The sequence below is a fragment of the Brevundimonas sp. genome (assembly GCF_036400995.1).
GTDB lineage: Bacteria > Pseudomonadota > Alphaproteobacteria > Caulobacterales > Caulobacteraceae > Brevundimonas.
Map to the genome: position 1 here is coordinate 22,085 of NZ_DASWWG010000115.1, position 20,348 is coordinate 42,432.

The 20,348-nt window shown below is 64.4% G+C and carries 14 protein-coding genes and 1 pseudogene; 8 read left to right on the forward strand and 7 right to left on the reverse strand.

From position 1 onward, the window contains the following. Positions 1-14: 14 nt before the first annotated feature. The 3 genes and pseudogenes from VGE03_RS15515 to VGE03_RS15525 form a co-directional block, all read right to left on the reverse strand. Positions 15-1,694, reverse strand: coding sequence for an AmpG family muropeptide MFS transporter (locus VGE03_RS15515; RefSeq protein WP_331047378.1), 1,680 nt, complete (start codon positions 1,692-1,694; stop codon positions 15-17). 34 nt (positions 1,695-1,728) lie between these two features. After that, positions 1,729-3,264 (reverse strand): response regulator, encoded by a 1,536-nt coding sequence (locus VGE03_RS15520; protein ID WP_331047379.1) that lies wholly within the window; start codon positions 3,262-3,264, stop codon positions 1,729-1,731. A 46-nt stretch (positions 3,265-3,310) separates the two neighbouring features. After that, positions 3,311-4,072: pseudogene (locus tag VGE03_RS15525) on the reverse strand (ATP-binding protein); the annotation flags it as partial. A 139-nt stretch (positions 4,073-4,211) separates the two neighbouring features. On the opposite strand from VGE03_RS15525, the gene VGE03_RS15530 reads away from it, so the two are divergent. The 6 genes from VGE03_RS15530 to VGE03_RS15555 all read left to right on the forward strand — a co-directional run bounded on the left by VGE03_RS15530 (position 4,212) and on the right by VGE03_RS15555 (position 11,397). After that, on the forward strand, positions 4,212-4,901 hold the full coding sequence (locus tag VGE03_RS15530; RefSeq protein ID WP_331047455.1) for a TnsA endonuclease N-terminal domain-containing protein: 690 nt from the start codon (positions 4,212-4,214) through the stop codon (positions 4,899-4,901). A 76-nt stretch (positions 4,902-4,977) separates the two neighbouring features. Next, positions 4,978-6,789: a Mu transposase C-terminal domain-containing protein gene (locus VGE03_RS15535; RefSeq protein WP_331047380.1), complete on the forward strand. Its 1,812-nt coding sequence runs from the start codon at positions 4,978-4,980 to the stop codon at positions 6,787-6,789. Beyond that, positions 6,789-7,679, forward strand: a complete 891-nt coding sequence (locus VGE03_RS15540; protein ID WP_331047381.1) for a TniB family NTP-binding protein — start codon at positions 6,789-6,791, stop codon at positions 7,677-7,679. The genes VGE03_RS15535 and VGE03_RS15540 overlap by 1 nt, the downstream gene beginning before the upstream one ends. An 18-nt stretch (positions 7,680-7,697) precedes the next feature. Continuing rightward, positions 7,698-8,867, forward strand: coding sequence for a TniQ family protein (locus tag VGE03_RS15545; protein ID WP_331047382.1), 1,170 nt, complete (start codon positions 7,698-7,700; stop codon positions 8,865-8,867). A gap of 106 nt (positions 8,868-8,973) precedes the next feature. Beyond that, positions 8,974-10,515 carry a hypothetical protein gene (locus VGE03_RS15550; RefSeq protein ID WP_331047383.1) on the forward strand — a complete coding sequence of 514 codons (1,542 nt, stop codon included), beginning with the start codon at positions 8,974-8,976 and terminating at the stop codon, positions 10,513-10,515. Between the two features lie 66 nt (positions 10,516-10,581). Then, positions 10,582-11,397, forward strand: coding sequence for a hypothetical protein (locus VGE03_RS15555; protein ID WP_331047384.1), 816 nt, complete (start codon positions 10,582-10,584; stop codon positions 11,395-11,397). Between the two features lie 424 nt (positions 11,398-11,821). Here the strand turns inward: VGE03_RS15555 and VGE03_RS15560 are convergent, their stop codons facing one another. Further along, positions 11,822-13,678, reverse strand: coding sequence for a hypothetical protein (locus tag VGE03_RS15560; protein ID WP_331047385.1), 1,857 nt, complete (start codon positions 13,676-13,678; stop codon positions 11,822-11,824). Positions 13,679-14,016: 338 nt separating this feature from the next. Here VGE03_RS15560 and VGE03_RS15565 point away from each other — a divergent pair, with 338 nt between their 5' ends. Continuing rightward, positions 14,017-15,282, forward strand: coding sequence for a hypothetical protein (locus tag VGE03_RS15565; protein ID WP_331047386.1), 1,266 nt, complete (start codon positions 14,017-14,019; stop codon positions 15,280-15,282). On the opposite strand, the gene VGE03_RS15570 is transcribed toward VGE03_RS15565, so the two are convergent. Genes VGE03_RS15570 through VGE03_RS15580 form a run of 3 tightly spaced genes read right to left on the reverse strand, consistent with a single transcriptional unit; the run spans position 15,269 to position 18,871 of the window. Then, entirely contained in the window at positions 15,269-16,342 is a 1,074-nt protein-coding gene (locus VGE03_RS15570; protein ID WP_331047387.1) for a hypothetical protein, read from the reverse strand. The genes VGE03_RS15565 and VGE03_RS15570 overlap by 14 nt on opposite strands. Next, positions 16,335-16,985 carry a hypothetical protein gene (locus tag VGE03_RS15575; RefSeq protein WP_331047388.1) on the reverse strand — a complete coding sequence of 217 codons (651 nt, stop codon included), beginning with the start codon at positions 16,983-16,985 and terminating at the stop codon, positions 16,335-16,337. The genes VGE03_RS15570 and VGE03_RS15575 overlap by 8 nt, the downstream gene beginning before the upstream one ends. Next, positions 16,985-18,871, reverse strand: coding sequence for a hypothetical protein (locus tag VGE03_RS15580; protein ID WP_331047389.1), 1,887 nt, complete (start codon positions 18,869-18,871; stop codon positions 16,985-16,987). The genes VGE03_RS15575 and VGE03_RS15580 overlap by 1 nt, the downstream gene beginning before the upstream one ends. Before the next feature lie 506 nt (positions 18,872-19,377). Between VGE03_RS15580 and VGE03_RS15585 the strand changes: the two genes are divergently transcribed. Next, entirely contained in the window at positions 19,378-20,319 is a 942-nt protein-coding gene (locus tag VGE03_RS15585) for a hypothetical protein (protein ID WP_331047390.1), read from the forward strand. Positions 20,320-20,348: the final 29 nt, after the last annotated feature.

Sequence of the window (20,348 nt, forward strand, 5' to 3'; positions counted from 1 at the left end):
CGGCCGCCCGGGCCTCAGGCCTGGGCGGCGGCCTTGCGGCGATCCACGGCGCCGCGGATCCATTCCAGCACGCAGAACACTACGGCCAGTAGGCCCAGCCAGGCGGCGATGGCGAACATCGGCGCATAGCCCTGCGCGTCGATCAGCTCGCCCAGCGCCCCGCGACCGAGGGTGCCGATCAGCAGGGCCAGCGAGATGAACACCGCGAACTGGACGGCGCCGAAGGTGCGGTTGGACAGGGCCGACAGATAGGCGACGAAGGCCGCGCCCGCGAAGCCGCCGGCGATGTTCTCGCCTGCGATGGCGACCATCAGCCGGGCCAGCGGCTCGCCGATTTGGAAGCCGGCGAACAGGTCGTACAGGTGCGTCACCCGCATGAAGCCGCCGACGACCGGGGCGCCGAGCGCCAGATCCATCATCAGCAGGTTGGTGGCCGCGGACAGGATCGCGCCGATCAGCAGGCTCCACATCCGGCCGATGATCAGCAGGGCCCAGCCGCCCAGGGCGATCCCGGCGATGGTCATGAAGACGCCGAAAGTCTTGGACGCCAGCGCCACCTCGGCCTTGGTGTGGCCCAGCGCGCCGCCGGTGTCGCCCATGTAGAAGGGGAAGGCGAACGGGCCCCAGACGCCGTCCGTGATGCGATAGGTCAGGATCAGGCCCAGCACGATCAGGGCGCCCCAGCCCAGACGCCCCATCAGCTCGACCAGCGGCGCCAGGATGGCGTCATACAGGGTGTCGGCGAAGGTCGGGGCGGCGGGCGTGGCCGTGCTGTCGGGCGCGCTGCCCTTCCAGACGATCAGGCCGGCCAGGGCGGCGGGCAGGATGACGGTCGCGCCGACGATCCAGGGGCCCCATGCGGCGGTGAACTCGCCCGCGCTGGGGGCGGGGCTGGTGGTCAGGGCGATGACCATGAAGCGCACCAGCATGAAGGCGGCCCAGGCCCAGGCGGCGAGGGTGGCTACCAGAACGATCAGGCGCAGGCGGGGGGAGCCGCGACGCTCGCGCGCGACCGCCGCCAGCGATGACGGCTCGGGCTCGGGCGCGATCAGGGTGCCGATCACCCCGACGCCCATCAGCAGGGCGGCGACGATGAACACGCCGGGCCAGCCGAGAACGGTGGCCAGCAGCAGGGCGCCCGCGCCGCCGGTCAGGGCGGCGGTGCGATAGCCGAGCTGGTAGATGGTCGACAGCAGATCGATCGGGGTCGTTTCGTCGGCGACCTCGATCCGCCAGGCGTCGATGACGATGTCCTGGGTGGCGAAGGCGAAGGCCCCCAGCGCCGCGCCCATGGCCAGCGGCCCCAGCACGCCGGTGCCCGGGTTGGACAGAGAGACCAGCGCCAGGGAGACCGCGATCACGACCTGAAGAATGATCAGCCAGCTGCGACGACGGCCGAACCGCTTGCCGATCACCGGCGGGGTCCAACTGACGGCCGGAGACCACAGGAAGCGGAAGGCGCCGAACAGGCCGATCCAGCTCAGGATGCCGATGGTCGCGACAGGGACGTCCACCTCGGTCAGCCAGGCGTTCAGGGTGCCGATCAGCATGGCGAAGGGCAGGCCGGCCGAGAAGCCGAGCAGCAGCATGGCCAGGGTCCGGCGCTCGCGGAAGGCGGCTTTCAGGACGCCCAGACCCTTGGGGGCGGGGCGAAGGTCAGCGACCTCGCTGGCGGGGGTCTGGCTGTCGGTCATGGGCGCGTCTCCGGACGCCACCCGGCGCCTCAAATCAGACGGCGACCTTGGCGCGGACTTCGCGGTTCGTCCAGCGGGACAGGGCGGCGCGCATCGCCTCCAGCTCCAGCGGCTTGACCAGATGATCGTCCATCCCGGCCTCAAGGCAGGTCTTGCGGTCCTCGGCGAAGGCATTGGCGGTCAGGGCGACGATGGGAGTCCGGTCGCCGCGCGCGCGGAGCTGTCGCGAGGCGGTGGGGCCGTCCATGCCGGGCATCCGCATGTCCATGAAGACGAGGTCGTAACGGGCGCGCTTCATCGCGGCGAGGGCCTCGTCGCCGCTGGCGGCGGTCTCCACCGCACAGCCTTCCCGCTTCAGCAGGGTGGCGGCCAGCAGGGCGCCGACGGGGTTGTCCTCGACCAGCAGGACGCGGGTGCCGGCGAAGCGGCCGGGCACGACGCGGTCGTCGTCGGCGGGCGGGGCCGGGGGCGGTCCGGGGCGCAGGGCGGCGGCCTGGGCGCCCGAGGCGGCCAGCACCCGCTCCGCCACCGAGGCGCGGCGCAGGGGTTTGATCAGGTAGCCGTTGAACCCGGCCGAGCGGTAGCGCGCGATCAGGTCGCGCTCCGAAGGCTTCAGCAGGACGACGGCGCGGCTGTCGGCGGGACGGGCGGCCAGGCCGTGCAGGCTCTCGCGTGCGGCGTGGTCCACCAGAACCACGGGCGCGTCCGGGGCGATGGTCCCTCCGGAGGCGATGATCTGGGCTTCCGCCGACTGGCGGATGAAGGGATCGGGGCTGATCACGGCGACGCTCTGATCGACAAGCGGACAACCGCGACCGACGCCCGGTGCGGCCTCGAAGGCGGCCTCGAACCGGAAGCGGGCGCCGGGACCGCCGGGCCGGTCGGCGACGGTGACGGTTCCGTCCATCGCGGCGGCCAGCTTGCGCACCACGGCTAGGCCCAGACCGGCGCCGCCGAAGCGGGCGGCGTCGCTGGCGTCGACGTGGCCGAACTCCTCGAAGATCCGCTCCCGCGCTTCGGCGGGCACGCCAGGGCCGGTGTCGTCGATGATGAAGGCCAGCCGCGGGGTCTCGTCGGAGCCCCCGGCGCGTTCGACCGCGATGCGGACGCCGCCGTTGGCGGTGAACTTCACGGCATTGCCGGCCAGGTTGAACAGGACCTGCCGCAGGCGGCTCTCGTCCGCCAGGATGTTTGGGGCGTCGGCGGCGACCGACCAGGCGATCTCCAGCCCGCGTTCGTGGGCGCGCGGGCTCAGCAGTTCGGCCACGCTGCGCACGAGGGCTTCCAGATCGACCGGGGCGGCGTCGAACTCAAGCTTGCCGGCTTCAAGGCGGGCGTAGTCCAGCAGGTCGTTGACCAGTCCCAGCAGGTGCTCGGCGGAGGTCCGGGCGGCCTCGGCATAGGCCCTCTGGGCGCCGTCCAGCTTGGTGCGTTGAAGCAGGCCCAGCATGCCGATCACCCCGTTCAGGGGCGTGCGCATTTCATGGCTCATCAGGCGGAGAAACTGCTGCTCGGCCGATCCGGTCGGGGCGGTTGGCAGGGCAGGCTGTTCAGTCCGTCGCCGGGGCATGTCGGGCTCTCCTTGAGACATACCGTGGACTCAAGACGTTAAGAGATCACCACGCGGGCAGCGACGTCTCGTGCGGGGGCGGGATGTCCGCGCGGCGGGCTTCGAAGGCATCCTGGGCTTCGGTGGTGGAGCGACGATAGATCAGGGCCTCGGCGATGTGGCGGCGCAGGACGCCGTCACAGCCGTCCAGATCGGCGATGGTGCGGGCCAGCCTGAGGGTGCGGGTCCAGCCCCGGGCGGTGAGGCCGCCGAACTCCCCGGCCTTCATCAGCAGGGCCTTTCCGGGGGCGTCGGGCGTGGCGAACCGGTCCAGCAGCTCGCCGGAGGCGCGGGCGTTGACGGCCTGATCCTGCGCCGTGTCCGGATCGATCCCGGCGGCGCGAAGGCGGTCGGCCTGCATCTCGCGGGCTCGCAGGACCCGGGCGGCGGCCTCGGCCGTGCCCTCGGCGGGCGGCGGCAGGGCCATGTCGGCGGCGGTGACCGGCGGGGCCTCCACCGTCAGGTCGATGCGGTCGAACATCGGGCCGGAGATGCGGTTGCGATAGTCGCGCTGGCATCTGGGGGCCTTGCCGCAGGCCCCGCGTCCGGCCCCGCCGAGGCCGCACCGGCAGGGGTTCATGGCGGCGACAAGCTGGAACCGGGCCGGATAGCGGACATGGGCGTTGGCGCGGGCGACGATGATCTCGCCGGTCTCCAGCGGCTGGCGGAGGGAGTCGAGCGCCTGCGCCGAGTACTCGGGCAGCTCGTCAAGGAAGAGGACGCCGTTGTGCGCCAGCGAGGCCTCGCCCGGCTTGGCGCGCAGGCCGCCTGTAAAATCTCAGTCTCGACGCGAAACTACTGACCGCGTCGGCCCCGAAAACAGGCTTGAGCTGGAGCCTCACGTCTCTCTCAAGATGCGAAATATTTCTGGAGTCTCCCTAAATATGCGACAGGATGAACCGGTGCAGATGCGCAAACGAACTATCCCGCCGGGGCATCGATCGATCACCGGCCTCCTGCCCTCCCGTTTCCCGAGCGGCCATCTTCCGTTTGAATCTAAGTTGGAGCACGACTTTCTCACGCTCCTTCAGCTCGACCATTGCGTCCATGATGTCGTCACTCAGCCCGTGACGTTGGACTTGATCGTCGGCGGGCAACGGCGCTCGTACACCCCGGACGCGCTGGTCACCTGGCATGACGCTATGGAGAGACCTTTCCCGCAGAGGCAGGTCATGTTCGAGGTTAAACCTTTGACCATCCTTCGTGAGCAGCGGTCGTCGTTGTGGGCGAAGTATCGAGCAGCGAAGCAGCATCTTGCTCGTCAGGGGATCGGTTTTCGCGTGGTGACCGAACGCACTATTCGTACGAGCCGCTTGGGAAACGCAGAGCTGATCGTTCCTGCGCTGCTTCAACCTCACGACAACGAGTTGGAGGCCGGCATCATTCGACTGCTACGCCAACGCGGCCCAAAGCGCCTCGGGGAAATCCGCTCGAAGTTGGAAGACGAGGGCGCAATCCGGGGCGCAGTCTTGGAGTCCGTCTATAATCTGATCGGTATCCGATGGCTTGAATGCGATCTCGATAGGCCGATCACAGACGATACCATTGTGACTTGGTGGGCGGATGCGGCGATGGAGGAGATGATTGCCGGGGCTTAAGCTGGAGGTAGGCGAAAAGGTCTCGATCGGAGGACGGCCTGCAGAGCTGGTCCAAGTCCTTGATCTAGACCGCTATATGGTTCGATTCCCGAGCCGCGAACTCCGCTCCGTCGGTCGCGCCGAAATCGATGACCCGCATTCAGCGGAAACACCAAAGCGCGCATTTGAAGACTATACGGCCGAGGAGAAGGCCGAGGCGTTTCGATGGTTCAGCGCGGTGAAGCCCTTATTGGACGGCGGTCTCCGTAGGGGCGAGAAGACTGTCGCTGCTGATCGCGCCGCTCAGCAACTCGGGTGCAGCCGCGCGACGGTCTACCGTCGGCTGGATCAGTGGGACGGTGAAGATCCCATGACCCTGCTGCCTTACGGAGGCCAAGGACGGGGGACGGGCTCGCGTTTGGAGGAAGCCAGAGAAGCCCTGATGCAGCAGGTGATTCGAACCCACTACCTGCATCGAAGCCAGCCCTCCCCCACAACAGTTTGGAACGACAAGCTACTGCCGGCTTTCGCCAAGGCGGCTTTGCCGCCGCCTGGTCGAGCGACTTTCTACCGACGCATCGAAGAACTCGATCCTCTCGAGGTGATCGAGGCCCGGCAAGGGAAGCGTGCAGCACGGGAAGCCAAGAAGCGCGTAATGGGCAGCTATCCCTTCGCGGGCGCTCCATTGAGTTCGGTTCAGATCGACTACTGGCTGTACGACCTGGAGGTCGTCAACGAGACGACTCGCAACCCTATCGGCCGGCCTTGCCTGACCATGCTGATCGACACGTTCAGCTTCATGCCGACCGGCTACTATCTCTCGCTGGATCCGCCGGGCGCAGCGAATGCCGGCATGGCGATTTTCCACTCCATCACTCGAAAGGAGAAATGGCTCGCCGGGTTAGGCGTCGAAATGGAATGGCCGGTTTGGGGCTTCATGAAAATGATCCACGCCGACAACGCCAAGGAGTTTCGCGGCACTATGATGCAGCGCTTCGTGTCGTTCGCGAACACGAAGCTCGTGAACCGGAAGGTCCATACGCCCCGCTACGGTCCGCACATCGAGCGGTACTTCGGAAAGCTCGCCCAGAGCGTGAAGCATCTCCCAGGCGCCACCGGCTCGAACATCCGTGAACGGGCGAAGAAGCGGGATCCTCGGAAGACCGCCAGCCTCACGCTAGCCGACCTCGAGCTCTACCTGCTCAGCGTGATCAAGGAGCACATCAACACGCCTCGAGCGGAGCTGGGCATGTCGCCGCTCGAAAAGTGGCGATCGTACTTCTTCGATCCTGAGACCGGCCGCCAGGTGCAGAAGCTTCCGCCGGAGGTTGGTGATCTGGACCGACTACGAAAGGAGCTTCTGCCACTTCAGAAGCGGACGCTCCAGCACTACGGAATCCAGTGGGACCTTTTCCATTACGACTCCGATGCCCTCGTCGTTCTGCGCCAGCGGCACGCCAAGACGCCAGACAAGGAATTCATGGTCCGGCGCGATCCCCACTGCCTCTCGGAGGTCTACGTCTGGGACGACGAGGCCAAGATGTATCTTACGGTCCCGCTTCGTAACCCGCGGGGCGTTCCGATGAACATTTGGGAGTACCGTGCCGCCAAGAAGGAAGTTCAGGCTCGGACTGGCAAACGCGCCACCGAGAACGACATCTTCGACGTCCATCGGGAAAGAACGGAGCGTCTAGAGCGCGTGTTGGCCGCTCAGAGAGAAACGCTTCGGGTCCGCCGCGCAGCCCAGCAGAAGAAGCATCACGCGGAAACTCGCAAGCGTCAGGACGCCGTGATCGGGCGGCCGCCTTCCGCTCCCCCCAAGCAGCCACCGGCCAGACTCGGCGACCCTGTTTCGCCGGTCATGGCGCCAGACGATGGCGATGATGTCTTCGAGGATCTCGACAGCTGATGACTGACATCCTGCCGGAAGATGGAGCTCACCTGACTGAGCGAACTCGCAGCTACCTCGCTCTCGCCGGCGAGGATCGCATCTTGCAAAACTGGAGTTCGATCTGGATCGGCCACGACAGCGCTCAGAAGGTTCAGGCGCGCCTGGACATGATGTTGAAGACACCGCCCTCCGCGCGGCCGAAGAACCTGCTCATCTACGGCGAGTCCAACGTCGGAAAGTCCACCATCCTGGAACGCTGGGCCAAGGCGACGAACGCCGCGGCGGTGAGTTCGTTGGACGCGGAGACGCCAGACGCCATGGGCGACTGGGCGTATCTTCCCGTCGTGCAGGTGCAGACGCCGCCAAAGGGAGACGAAGGCTGGCTGTACGACAACATCCTGCGGGCGATGGGCTTTCCGCTGCCCGTCTCATACTCGCCGGCCGCCAAATGTCGGACGGTTCTCAAGCTGCTGGCCAACAATCAAACGAAGGTCGTCATCCTCGACGAGTTTCACAACGCCCTGTCTGGCCGCTTCGACCAGCGCCTGCACTTCAACGTCGTTATCAAGAACCTGACGAACGAGGCGGGCATACCGCTCGTGGTCGCCGGAATCGACACCGTCGATCTGGTCTTCCGCAAGGAAGACCAGCTCCACCGCCGCTTCTCCCGTATCAAGCTTGAGGCATGGGACGACAACGCGGACTGGCGCAAGCTGCTGCGCAGCTTCGAGCGGCTGATCCCCCTCAAGCGGCCCTCCTTCCTCGGCCAGCCCGAAATGGCAACCACGCTCTATGAGGCCTCCTGTGGTCGCATCGGAGATTTGTCAGACGTTCTGCGCGAGGCCGCTTTAGTGGCCGTTTCCTCTGGAGAGGAACGGATCACGCCTGACATGATCCAGACCCTGTAGTCGTTCCGGGGCGTCGGAATGAGCGATGCCCTCCCAACCTGCATGCCATGGCCCTATCGTGGCCGGCCGCAACCAGACGAACTCTTTTCGTCCTGGTTCATGCGAGCAGCCCACGCCATGACGCTGAAGCCTTATGCGTTAGGCCACGCCTCATGGCGTTCGACGCCGCCGCCATTGACCCGTGACATCGACGGATCCGCGAACGAGCTGGTCGTCGCCTTGATGGCGCACAGGACCGTGACGCCGCTCGCCCAGTGCCGGCAGACGCTCCTGTCCGGCTACGCCGGCTATCTCTTCGAGGAGCATCAGCCCTTGGGCCGGACCGCATGGATTCTGCCGCTAGGCGTCAGGGCGAGGACGCGCAACCACCCGGGTCTCCAGTACTGTCCCGCATGCATGGACGACCGACCGTACTTCCGCCGCCGGTGGCGCGTCGCCTGGTCGACCGTGTGCGCCGCTCATGGGGTACGCCTGCTCGATCGATGCTCACATTGCTTGACCATTCTGGCGCCGCTGCGGGCCCGGACGGCGTTCACCTGCCATGCTTGCGGCGTCGCGCTCGCCGAAAACCCACGGCGGTTGGCGAGCGGTGGGATGATCGCCTTCCAGATTGAGCAAGAGCGCATCCTTGATGATGGATGGGCGCAGCTCGGAGAAAGCTGCTTTCCCTACTCCGTTCAATACTTCGAGACCCTCAGACACCTCGCGAAGACAATCTCTAGCGGACCGCGATCCGCGGGCCTCCGGTCCGCCATCGTTGAGCGTTGGGGCGGAGACGCGAGGCCCTTCTCCTTCTCTCGGCTGAAGGAAATCGAAGGCCTTCAGGTCGAAGACCGCTACCGTCTGTTCGACCTTGTCGCGCGCGTCCTGCCGCAATGGCCGGAACGGTTTGTAGAAGCGGCGAACGCCGCGAGGCTCTGGCAATCCTGGGCGCTGCGCGACGATCTTCGTCCACCCTTTGCCTATGCAGACCTTGTTTCAACCCGGCTTGCCCGCCCGCAGTATCGTCCGTCCCTCCAAGAGGTGGCGGCTGCAGCCGCTCATCTGCGTGTCCGTTCGCCCGGCTTTAACCGCCAGGCGCTGGTGCGTCTGGTCGGCGACAGCATTCATGTCGCAGCCGTTTTCGAGCAAGAACGCCGTCGCCGCCGCAAGTCCATGGTCCGGGCCTGCAGGGATGCATTTGCTTAGGCCGCTAGCCGGGGGGCTTTAAGGCGCCCGGCCGCGGATTCAGACCACGACGGGCGATGGTTGGCTGGGGTGGCGGACGCTTTCGCTTCGCTGCTACCAGTTCGGCATGGATATCGCCCGGCTCGCCTTTGTCTCAGTGGACGTCCCAGAGTGGGGGCCGGTCGTCATCGACGCGGCCTCTGGAGCGTTTGAGGACTGGCGGCGCGACGGCCTGAAGGTCGGCCGGTGGGCCGCCGGCGACGCATTTGTCCGGGACATGCTTCGGGAGCGCGGCCGATCCCCGACTGCTGACGACATGCCCCCCGAAAATGGGTCGCCCCTGTCGTCCGAACAGATCGATCGCCTCGGCGAGGCGCAAATCGAGGCCTTCGCTGCGGCTTTCATAGCGGAGGCGCCCTACGCGGTTCGGCCTCGTCTGAAACGGGATGAAAGGGCCAAGATCATCGAGCGGGATCCGTCCGAGGTGGACGGCCTGCTGGTGGTGGGTCCCGATGAGCGGCCCTCAGATGCGCTTCTTCGTCTCGTTCGTCTGCGCGAAGAGGATCGAGCCCTGACCCGAGAAAAGGCTCAGATGGCGCTGCGGCCCGCGTTGCAGGAAGCGACCCGCGCCGCCGAGATACTCAGGATTGCGACGGCATCCCCGTTGGCAGATCTCATCCGGGCCCGGGACCTCGCGTATCCCCTCCTCGCGGCTGTTGAGGGCATCCGCCGGCAGAGCGCGTTGTTTCACCCGGTCACCCGAAATCTGGGTCTGGCTAACCGCGCGAACGCTCTGGTCGGGGACTGGAGCGGTTTGGCTCGCATCTCTCGTCTGGTCGATGCCGACAGGTCGATCTGGAAAGCGGCCACATCAGGACTAGCGTCTTCAAACTATTTGTCCGCAGCGGGGATCGTGGCGGATCTGAATCGCCACCCCCAATGGACGCGCGACCTCAATCGGCTACTCGATCTAGATCTTACGGCCCTCGGGAGGGCCGCCAGAGGCCTCTCCGCCTGGGAAGAGGGCTGGGCCGCCCGTCAGGGGCTTATTCTCACCGGCGACGCGGTCCTGGCCGGACTGGCGCCCGCCGGAGCCGGCGCTGCCGTGGTAAGTCACTACGATACGACGGTCGACGTCGACACGACCCTCGGGCGTGTCCTCCTCGATCTGCAGCGACTGGACGAGGGTGAAATCACACCCGAAGACTTCGCGCAGCGGGTCCACTACGCCATCGACGCCATCCGCCCCCTGCTCAATGCCCTGCATCGAGTGGGGACCCACGGCGCGATCAGCCTGCTCGCACTTCTCATCGCGGTGTTGGCCCTTTTTGTCGGCCCACCCGATGAGAAGGCGCCCCCTGAACCTGTTCCTGCAATTCTCGTCGCCGAGCGAGAAGCGCTGGCTCGTCTGGATGAGATCGTCGAAAGCCATAAGCAGGCTCTGCGCGAGTCCAAAGAGGCGCGCGACTATCGCCACGTCGTGCGCAAAACCACACTGCGGCTCGAGCCTGTGGCTGGGTCGTTGCCAATTCGCACCGTCTTTCCAGACGAGCTCATCCGGGTGCTCGAAGCGAAGGGCTCTTGGGCCAAGGTCGAGGTGCATGAGTACGCCACTGACCAAGTGACGATCGGCTGGATAGCTCGATCTCGACTCGCCTCCACTGACTGACAGAACAAGACGCACCCGCTGTCGGGTCTTGTTACGGCAACGAATGCCGGGGAATGTTTCAACGCCATGACCGATGCCGCACCGCCGCCCCAGCTGGTCCTCGATCTCGACGAGGTGATGGCTCCGCTCCAGGTTGGGGTCAGGCGGGCGAAAGTTTTCATCAGCATTGGTAGCCAGCCAGTGGAAGGCGATCTGGCTCTCGACGCGATGATGGGGCCGCGAACGCACCTGCGTGTGTTTGCAAGCCCGCCAACACCGGAGCAGTCGGCGCAGGTCAAAGCTGAGTACGCCGCCTGGATCACCGACTGCGTCCTGAGAGACCTCGATGTCCATTTTCATCTGTTTCTGGATCGCGTCTGGCTGGTGTTGCAGTTCGCCGCGCACGGCGCGCTGGTGCCGGCTGGTTTTCAGCCTCAGGGCATCGAGCGAGAGACCAACTCCGCTGTTAAAGCGGAACGGGTGATGGCGGCGCTGGGCGAACAAGCCCCCGACGTCTCTCATTTCCGGTGTCTGTCCAACGCCAGAAACGTGCTGGCGCACCACGTCGGCATCGTACCCGCTGATAAGGCCCACCACGACGGCCGCTTGAAGGTGTCGTGGTTGTCGTTGGTGCAGCGCTTCATCGACGAGGATGGCGTTGAGCATCCCTGGGACCAAGAAACTGGGCAGGTGCTGGCGGACAAGCCCACGCGAGTACAGATCTCCTACGACGTCATGGAACGGTTCTTCGCACCCGGCGAACGCATCTCCTTGACGCCGCATGAAGTCGTCCAGATTGCGCTCTTCTATGAAATCGAAGGGGGAAAGCTCTTCGATCGTCTGGTTGGCCGCCTACGTGAGGCCGGCATCCTGCGCGCCGAGCGAGGCGGCGGAGAGCGATAAAGCAGCGACGCTGCCTCGGCGTCACCAGGCGAAGTGAATCGGCGTTGTGGTACAGCAACGCTGTGGAGACAAGCCAAGCTTCGGCCCATCGGCCTGACGCCGGAGGAGCGGCGACCCTTACGGAGTTCGGGTTCCGGTGCTAATCGTATTGGCGCATCGTGAGGCTGGCCAAATGTCTTTGAAGCCCCATCAGAAGTCGATCGCCTTGGTTATGTGGGCTCGCCTGCTCGGTTATGTAGGCTTAGGTTTCTTCGCGCTGGCGTTCGTTTCGCTGTTGGGCTGGAAGCCGATCCTAGCGCACCAGTTCGTCGTTGGGGCCGCGGGCTGCATTCTGTTCTTCGGGCTATCCCTCTGGATATTGCGCTTCTTGCCAGAAACGCCGCCCCCGAGCGGGCCTCATCGGTGAGCTAATCGCGTCTGGCGGCTACGTCCCGTTCAGAAGCTGGGTGATCGGAGTGACCAAGCCGGTGCAATAGGCTTGGGTATTGTTGAACCAGGTCGCATTCCGCTTCAACTTCACCGTGGGGTGCGCCAAGGTCATATCGCTCCAGACCCCCCGGCGCTTGGCGTTGAAGGCTAGGATGTCAGAGATGAACTCGTACGAAAGGAGGGTTCGGGCGGGCGTAAGCAGGAGGCCCAGCGCGTGCCCTTCCGCTACACCCTGCCGCTCCGCGTCAATGACGTAGACGTTGCCCTGAGGGGTGGCGAGGTGCATCACCAGCGCCCGCCTCAAACGACCGTCCTGCATGACCGACCATGTCAGATCGTGGCCGTAGTACGAGGGGGGATAGCGGATCAGTCCATCCTTGGGATCGGCCCCTTCTCCGTACGGGGGCGAGATAACGGAGCAGGGCCACGCCCTCTTTCGACCGAGCAGTTCGACCGCACTGCGGGTGCTGCGCAAGATAGCGTCGGCTTCGCGGACTTCGTCCGGGTAGTCGACGACGGAACTCTGGAACGTCACTGCGGCGACGCCTTGCGGACCGCCTCGTCCCCATGCAGTCGAACCCGTCTCGATCTTGGCATCGCTCTTCTCCTCCACGATTACAGTGGCCTTCCTGCCCGTCCGGTCGACAATGACGTGCTCAAGCTCGAAGCCTGGGTCGTAGCTGGTATGCCCCCCGTGCAGCGGCGTGGCCGTTAGATTGGTGACCGGGAGCCGGTGCGGATCCATCCTGATCCGGTCCGCGACGACGTCGGGAGATTGCCTCGACACGGGCCGTCGCTTCTCCCCAGGCTCAACTTCCCCGCCCCCGCCAGCCAGTTCGACCACGACTTTGCGGAACGCCGGCGGCGGCGTCCTGATCTCGTGGATCCGGGTGACCAGCCGGCGCCAGCCGCCGGACTTGTTGACGTGGGTCCACTCCGTATCGACCGCCCACTGTGTAGGCTGGTCGAACGGGAAGAGGGTCGTCGGAAATCGTGGGGCTCCTTTGGCCTCCGCACGCTGAATTGCGGCGAACACCTGCATGAAAGACCTGCGCATGCGCTCGTTGGTCACGATCCGCGCGATTACTTCCGCTTCGCGCCGGTGGAGAGGTCGGTGCGCCTTGATCCGCACCAGCCCAGGGTCGTCCCGATCCACACCGCTTGCGCCGAGATCGAAAATCCCTCGCTCCTTCGTCGGCCACATGTCCACGCCGCCCTCGACCGCAAGCCGGAGGAGACCGGTCGAAGGACCAAAGACCGCGCGGATCACTTCGATCGCGGGCACGAAATAGGAATGCTCTCCACTCTGGATGCGCCAGACCGGCGCGCTCTTCAGCCCGACCAAGGGGTAGGCGGGTCGGTCATTGGCCCCTCGCGTGGGATAGGCCTCTCCGAGGGATTGATCCGGCCAGGCGGCGAGCGGAGCCACCTCGATGACGGCCGTTTGCGCTCTTCGCTCGCTTGGCGCGGAGACGCCGTCTTTCCAGCAACTCCCGATCGGAAGGCCGGCGACATCACCCAACGGCCGGCGAAGCCAGGTAGTGCGGGCCGCTCCCTGACCTCCGCGGCGCCAACTGGCGTCGGCCAGCAGCACATCGATGCCTTGGCCCATCACAGACGGCTGGACGGGGCCGTACATGATGACTTCCCAGGCCCGACCATCCTTGGGAAACCCGGTGAAGCTGTGCGCCACACCCACGGTCAGAATCTCGCCTCCCCGGCGCAGGCCGTCGCTCTCAGCATGGTCGTACGGCTTGGCGACGAAGCCGACTCGGCCGGGACTTTTTCGCAACGCGGCATGGCCGAGTATTTTCCATGGTTTTTGCCGGCCTTTGCGGCCGATGATTCTCACCTAGCGCGAGACGGTTTCCATTGCACGGCTTGGCGTGGACCCGGACCGGCTCTTGGGTCGGGTCCCTACGTCCAAAAGTGTCGCAGCGGTCGTTTATCGGAACATCCGGTCAGCGAACGACGACGAATCTGAGAAATCGTTTTCTCTTCTTGCAAATAGACTTGCGGCGCAGCTCACGTTTGGGTAGATTCAGGTGAGCGAAGACTATCGCTCGGCAAATAGTGCCTGCATTTTTTGCCCACCTGGATGTAGAGAACGCGATGTCCGATTTGCCCTCTCCTCTCTGGCCTCCGCGAATCTCATCTTCGTTGCTTGAGGTCGATGCTGGAGCGCCGCCCGTGACCATGGCGGAATGGCTTGCCGGGCGAGCGCCATCGCACCTGTCGACCAATACCGGTACGCCGTTGGCGGCGTTTCAAAGCTGGCGGAACTTCAAGGAAGCCTTCGCCCCTGAGCTGATCGGCCAAGCGTTTGAAGAAACCTCCGCCGCGTTGGGGCGACCGGTCCGCAAGAGCATCGACCCCTTCGGAGGCTCGGGGACGACCGCGCTCTCGAGCCAATTCCTAGGCGTCTCCCCGACGACCATCGAGGTCAACCCGTACTTGGCCGACCTGATCGAAGCGAAGCTGGACACGTACGATATCGAGCAGCTTCTGAATGACTACAACTACGTCGTCTCGAACTATGACGACGTCGAGGCGGATCACTTTCCCGGCGCGCCAGCGACATTCGTTGAGCCTGGCAAAGGCGGGCGCTACATCTTTAACCGTGCAGTGGCCGCGCGCATCGCCGGGCTGCGGGAAGCTATCCTTGAAGTCCCCCACGCCCGGAACAGGCGCCTCCTACGCGTCCTCCTGAGTTCAATCGCCATCGAAGTCAGCAACGTCGTCGTCAGCGGCAAGGGGCGTCGCTATCGCCGCGCATGGGAAGGACGTCAGCAAGGCCCAAACCAGGTCGATCAGATGTTCGAGGCCGCATTCGCCCGCGCAGCCTACGACATTCGCCGTTTTCGTAGCCGCAGCTGCCTCGACTACGATTTGAAGAGGGGCGACGCGCGGATCCTCACGCCTGACAGCGGCGACTACGACGTCGCAGTCTTCTCGCCTCCCTACCCCAACAGCTTCGACTACACCGATGTCTACAACGTCGAACTCTGGGCCGGCGGCTACCTGAACAGCAAGGCAAGCAACATCGACCTGCGCAGGCAAACGCTGCGCAGTCACGTCCAGATTCCGCGCTCATACGCCGTCGGCGATCTGGCGTCTCCGACGCTCGATCGGGTCTGCGGCGAACTGGAGCTGGTCCGCGGCGATCTCTGGAACAAGGCGATCCCCGACATGGTGCGCGCCTATTTCGCCGACATGAACGAGATCATCACCCGGCTGGGAACCGCGCTTGTCTCCAACGGCCGCGCTTATCTGGTGGTCGGCGACAGCCGCTACAGAGGCGTTCAGGTTCCGGTGGCGGACATCCTGATCGAGTTGGCCGCTTCGGCCGGCTTCGAGAAGATCGCCGACGAGCCATTCCGGTCAATGCGAGCATCCCCGCAACAAGGCGGGAAGCCTGAGCTGCTGGAATCGCTGATTACGCTCAAGCGGGCGTAGCGTCTTCGTTCAGGGCGCTGGCCTTTCTTCCATGCTCTGACGAGCGCAGGAGATGCCAGCGCCACAGATGCACGCCTTTCTCCTTTGCCCGGTCCGCAATCGGCGCAAACACGTCCTCATCAAGACGAGGTTCCTTGCGCATGTCGTAGCAACACAGCGCCGCACGATTGGCGAAGACGGATTCGCGGTACGAAATCGCCTGTTGCAGACCCTTCTCAAGGGCCGGCTTGATGGTGGAGTGCTTCACCTCCGCGCCATCATGCGTCCGGTCGGTCAAAGCTTTCAGCTCCACCACCCAGATCTTCTTCACGATCCGCTGGCCGTTCGCATCGAGCAGCTTGGCGTAGATCGAAATGTCCAGCCGGCCGTCAGCGTTCGGAACCTCTGGGTCCGCGTCCAGCGGTTTGATGCGACCCCTGAGGTACGTCAGGAGCTTGCCCTGAATCTTTTCTTCTGGCCGTTCCGCCGGCCAGCCGAGCGCTGCGTTCGACCAGACCTTCTGACCATGGCCCTCCGAAACCCGATGCGGCGTTCGCAATCGATCCTCATAGAATCCGTCGAGAACAGCCTTCAGCTCGTCGGGCGTGATCTCATGCGACGAAAGATAGACCTGCTCTACGTCTTCCGGGTCTGATACCCCAGATCGATAGAACGTCGCGCGGGGCGTCTCGTCGCGCCAGTCTACGACGAAAGCCGGCAGGTTGCCCAAGCCGGCCTCCTCGAGCGCCTCATAGATGTTTTCGTCGGGAACGATCCCAAGCGAATAGGCTCGGCTGAGCACTGTGTTCGAGATCAGCACTTTCTGCGACACGGCCTCCTGGCCGTTCGCAACGAGAGGCAGAGGCGTCGTCTCTCGATCCTTCACATCATCGCGCAACGCCGCGCTCCGCAGGAACACCGACACGCCCTTCGCTTCGCCTTTTTCAGACCGCTGCTCGACCAGGTCGGCAACCTTCCTCATGAAGCGATCGATGGGAGTTGTGCCTGCGTCCGGCGATGCCCCGATTTGTTTAGCTACCAGCTCGATCTGCTCGAGATCGACGCCCCCGAACTCAGCCATCGACCCTCCGCTTGAGCAGACGGACGTAGAGGTCGAGCTGTTGGGCCGGCGTGAACCGCTGACCTTCCGGCGCGTAGTTCTGAAACGCTTGGGCCACATTGTAGGTGGGGTTCGCTTTCGCGCCCTCGCCGGCGAAGCGCACAACGCGATCGGTGACGATCGACGGATTGGTCCACGCGGCGTCCGCGGTGGCCGCGTCATCGCGCAGGCCAGGAGCGATTTCGACAAACGCGAAGGCGATCTCGTTGAGAAAGGCCGCGCTGCGACGTTCGTCCGGGAAGGCGGCGATGACCTCCAGAAGAGGCGCCGCGTTGCGGCCCGCGAGGCGGAAGCACGCGCTCAGCTTGTCCGGCCGCTCCTCGTCCGCCTGGATAGACTCGACCTCCACAAGGCCCAAGCCAACGCAAGCATCGAGCTCGGTCTCGAACTTGATCGATCTCGGGCCTTCCTCCGTCTTGAGGACCGCGCCTTCGAGCGGCTCAATGTCCCAGACGGGGCTCAGGACATTGCTAAGATAGACGACGGACTGGAGGTCGCGATCTGAGATCGGCGTCGCTCCCGCGTTCTCCAGAGCCGCGAATGTCTGGAGCACGCGGACGCGAATTGCACAGGTCACATCGGAAAGGCTGGAGCTGGCGTCCATCAGGTCGGACTCCGAGCCATGATCTCATCGACCTTGCGCAAATACTCCGTCTTGAGATCTCTCAGCGCCGCTGTCGGCACGGCCTGCTCAAGGAGGTTGATGACCCGCTTTTCAGGGCGCGGAGCATAGTTGCGCAGGGTATTGGGGATGAACCCGCCCTCGACGATGTTCGAGGCCAGGATGACGCTCTTGCCAGGCTGTGACGCGAAGTCCGCGAACAGGTCCCCCGCCCGCTCGGCAAAAACGGCGTCGACCGAACCCTCCGGCCCATCAACCGCCAGGCTGCCTTGGGCGCCGCCCAGGACGTCGATCAATGCCATGCGGAAAATCAGATCCAGGTACTCGCGCTGCGAGAGAGAAACTTGCTCGATATGGCGACGAACGAACTGGCCTTGGCTGGCGCCGGAGGTCATCTCGATTTCGAAAGCTGGGAACGAGAACACCGCACCTTGCTGGCCGATCTTGCTCTCCCGGGGCGCGTAGATCAGCCGAACCCGCTCGGCGAAGAATGGCTTGGCCACCGCATTGAAGCGGTCCTCAAGCGCCACCCGGATCTGCTCCGTGGCCTCCTTGAGGCCAGCGATTAGGCTGGCTATGCCCTCCTCGGCCTCGATCCGATCCCGACGGAAAATCTCGACTTGTTCGCGCAAGGCGATGAGCCGCCTCTCCTCCTCCTCCATGGCGGCCGCATCTTCCAAAGGAAGCTGCCGCTTGAGGACGCGAATTTGGGCCGAGAACGCCTCGGCGTCGCTTCTCAGCTTTGAAAGACGCTGTTCGACACTCGCCACCGAGGCGCGCAGATCGGAATGACTGCGCGCAACGCGGCTTAGGTGGTCGCGTCGGATCTGCAGGCGCTCGTACGCCTCCTCTGCGACGTCCCGTAAATCGGCAGGGATTTCCGTCGTCGCTGAGTGACGGGGGTTGCCGCAGACAGGGCACCGGCCTTGTGAAACCCTCCGGGCGAGCTCCGCCGCTGTGGAGTGCGCCTCCTGTTCGCATGCAAGGCAGATGCGGTCCGTCAGAAGCCTCAGGAAGATGTACTGCTCCGTCGCCGGCACGCCCGCAAAAGCAGCCTGCAAGGCGTCGTACTTCAGCTTCTCGTACTCGCGGGTGGCATCGTCCACGTCGCGCTCCGCGCGCTTGACCTGAAGGAGGGCGTCGTCTCGCGCCTCTTCCAGGCCCTCCAGCTCCTCGAGCAAAGGGGCCTCGCCCTTGTGCGCTTCGTCATAGCTGGCTTGGGCCGCCGCCAACTTCACCTTCGTCGAGTCGGCGTTCTTGGCCTTCTTCGCCTCGGCCGCACGGCGCGCGGTCACTCTGGCGATGCCGGCGTTGAGGTTTCGCGCAGCGCTGTCGGCCGAAACGATTTCCGCCTCTCTCTTGCGGAGCTCCGCCGACTTGTCAGGGGTCAGAAGCCCACGGAACAGCTCGAACTGCGCCGCCAGGTTCCAGATCAGCGGAAGCCGTTGTTCCGGGAAGAACGTGACGTAGTCGAACACCCGCACGGCATCTTCGAACTGCGCTAGGTTCATCAAGCCAGAAATGGCGGTGCGGTACGCCTCTTCCGTCGTCAGCGTTTGGGACCCCGCTGCGCCCGAATGTATCGCCTCGATCAAGGCGAGCGTCGACAGATCGCGCCGAACTGTGAGAGTGTCTGCGCCGAACGACACCGTCAGCGTCGCCTGCGCGCCGCGGGATTCGTCTTGAACCCGCATGGCGAAAAACCTGGCCGGGACCGGCGTCAGGTCACTGCGGGAACCCGCGAAGCCAGCGTCCCGCAAGCGAACCGCGCCAGCCAGCAGATAGCGCATCATGAGCAGCAATGTGCTCTTGCCGAGGCCATTGACCCCCAGAATCATCCAAGCGCCGTCGTCGAGCGCCAGATCCATGACTTTGTCGCCGGCCGGCCCCGGGTAAAGAGGATAGCCTTCGACCCGAAGGCGCTGAAGCAGCGGAAACCTGATCACGGCCGGAGCTCAGCCGGACACCCATCGCGATGCTTACTCACCCAAGCCCCCCGGTGATCCGACACTACGCGGTCGGTTGCTCATCTTCTGATTGTATAAATAGCGTTGGAATTCTGATCAAGGCACCCTGCCAAGCATCCCGCCGCAGAACAAGCAGGGCAACTCCCACAAATAATGTGATCGTCAGCGGCAGCTCATTGGCCTTCGCGTCTCAGCGCCAGCGGCCCGAGCTCTATCAGCCCGTAGCAGACTGCTGCGTTGAGAGACGCTCAACCGACCATGAAGCGTCGGTCAAACCAACGGCGCTCGGGGCGTTCGCGCTAGATTTGTTTGGTCATTTGAACGTGCTAGCGTCGCGCGTGGGCGGACAGATCGTGAGCATAGGCCGCACGAGATCATGGTGTTCCCCCGAGACCGGGGGGCAGTCCGTGACGTCGTACATCATCAACAGCAACCTCAGCGAACGGCAAATCGAAGCCGACGTCGCAACCTATCTCGGATGGTGCGCGCAGGGCCTTCCATTCAGGCTACTGGACGTCAACGAGCAGGCGACCGGGGCCGATCGACTCTGCGACGTGACTGTTCCCGTCTATCTTCAGTTCAAGAAGTCCCAAGGGCTAAGGCCTCTCACCAGCCTTACACTGGCCCGTCGGGCAAATGAGAGCCCGCTTCAAGGCATCAGACGATTCCGTAGACGTCACGAACTCGCTGACGATCCCACGCTATACTTCCAGCTCCGCAAGAAGGCGGATGGAGCCCATGAGCTGCAGCACAATCTTCTGCTGGCCCACCACCAGCCGCAGACGAGCTACGCCGTGTATGTTGCGCCGCTCTACCTCGACAGAGACCGCTATTACGAAGAGCTTTGTCACGGGCCGAGACTGCTCGATCACCCTTGGGACTGGCGTCCTACGACGATCTGGCATGGCTATCCGGCGACCGGGTGGCTCAGCCGCTTTGATCGACAGCCGTTCTTGCGCAATCACATCTCAATAGCACCCCATGAGAGGGTGGCCTCGCACAATCACTACTACGCGTTCGCTTCCTCCGGCGACCAGGTGAGCTGGCATTCGCCAAGCGCCATTGACGGTGGGCCATTTCGCCTGTCGGACTTCATGTCTGCCCGCCTTCGCGAAATCTTCGTCGGCGACAGCCCGCTACCAGATCCTCGCGCAGCGTGGGGAGCGGCGGCAGCAGCTCTTCAACAGGTCGATATGGCCGCGGCCGACGAATATGAGGCCGATGACGCCTTCGAGCGCCTACGGCAACACGGTCGGTGGCTCTTCAAGAGCTTTGCGATACGGCAAGTCCTCCTCTGCGCTCGAAAAAAGGAGATCGAAGCGATCCGGGAGACGCTGCAGGCCAGGTGAGGTGGGATTGACCGGCGGATGTGTGGCTG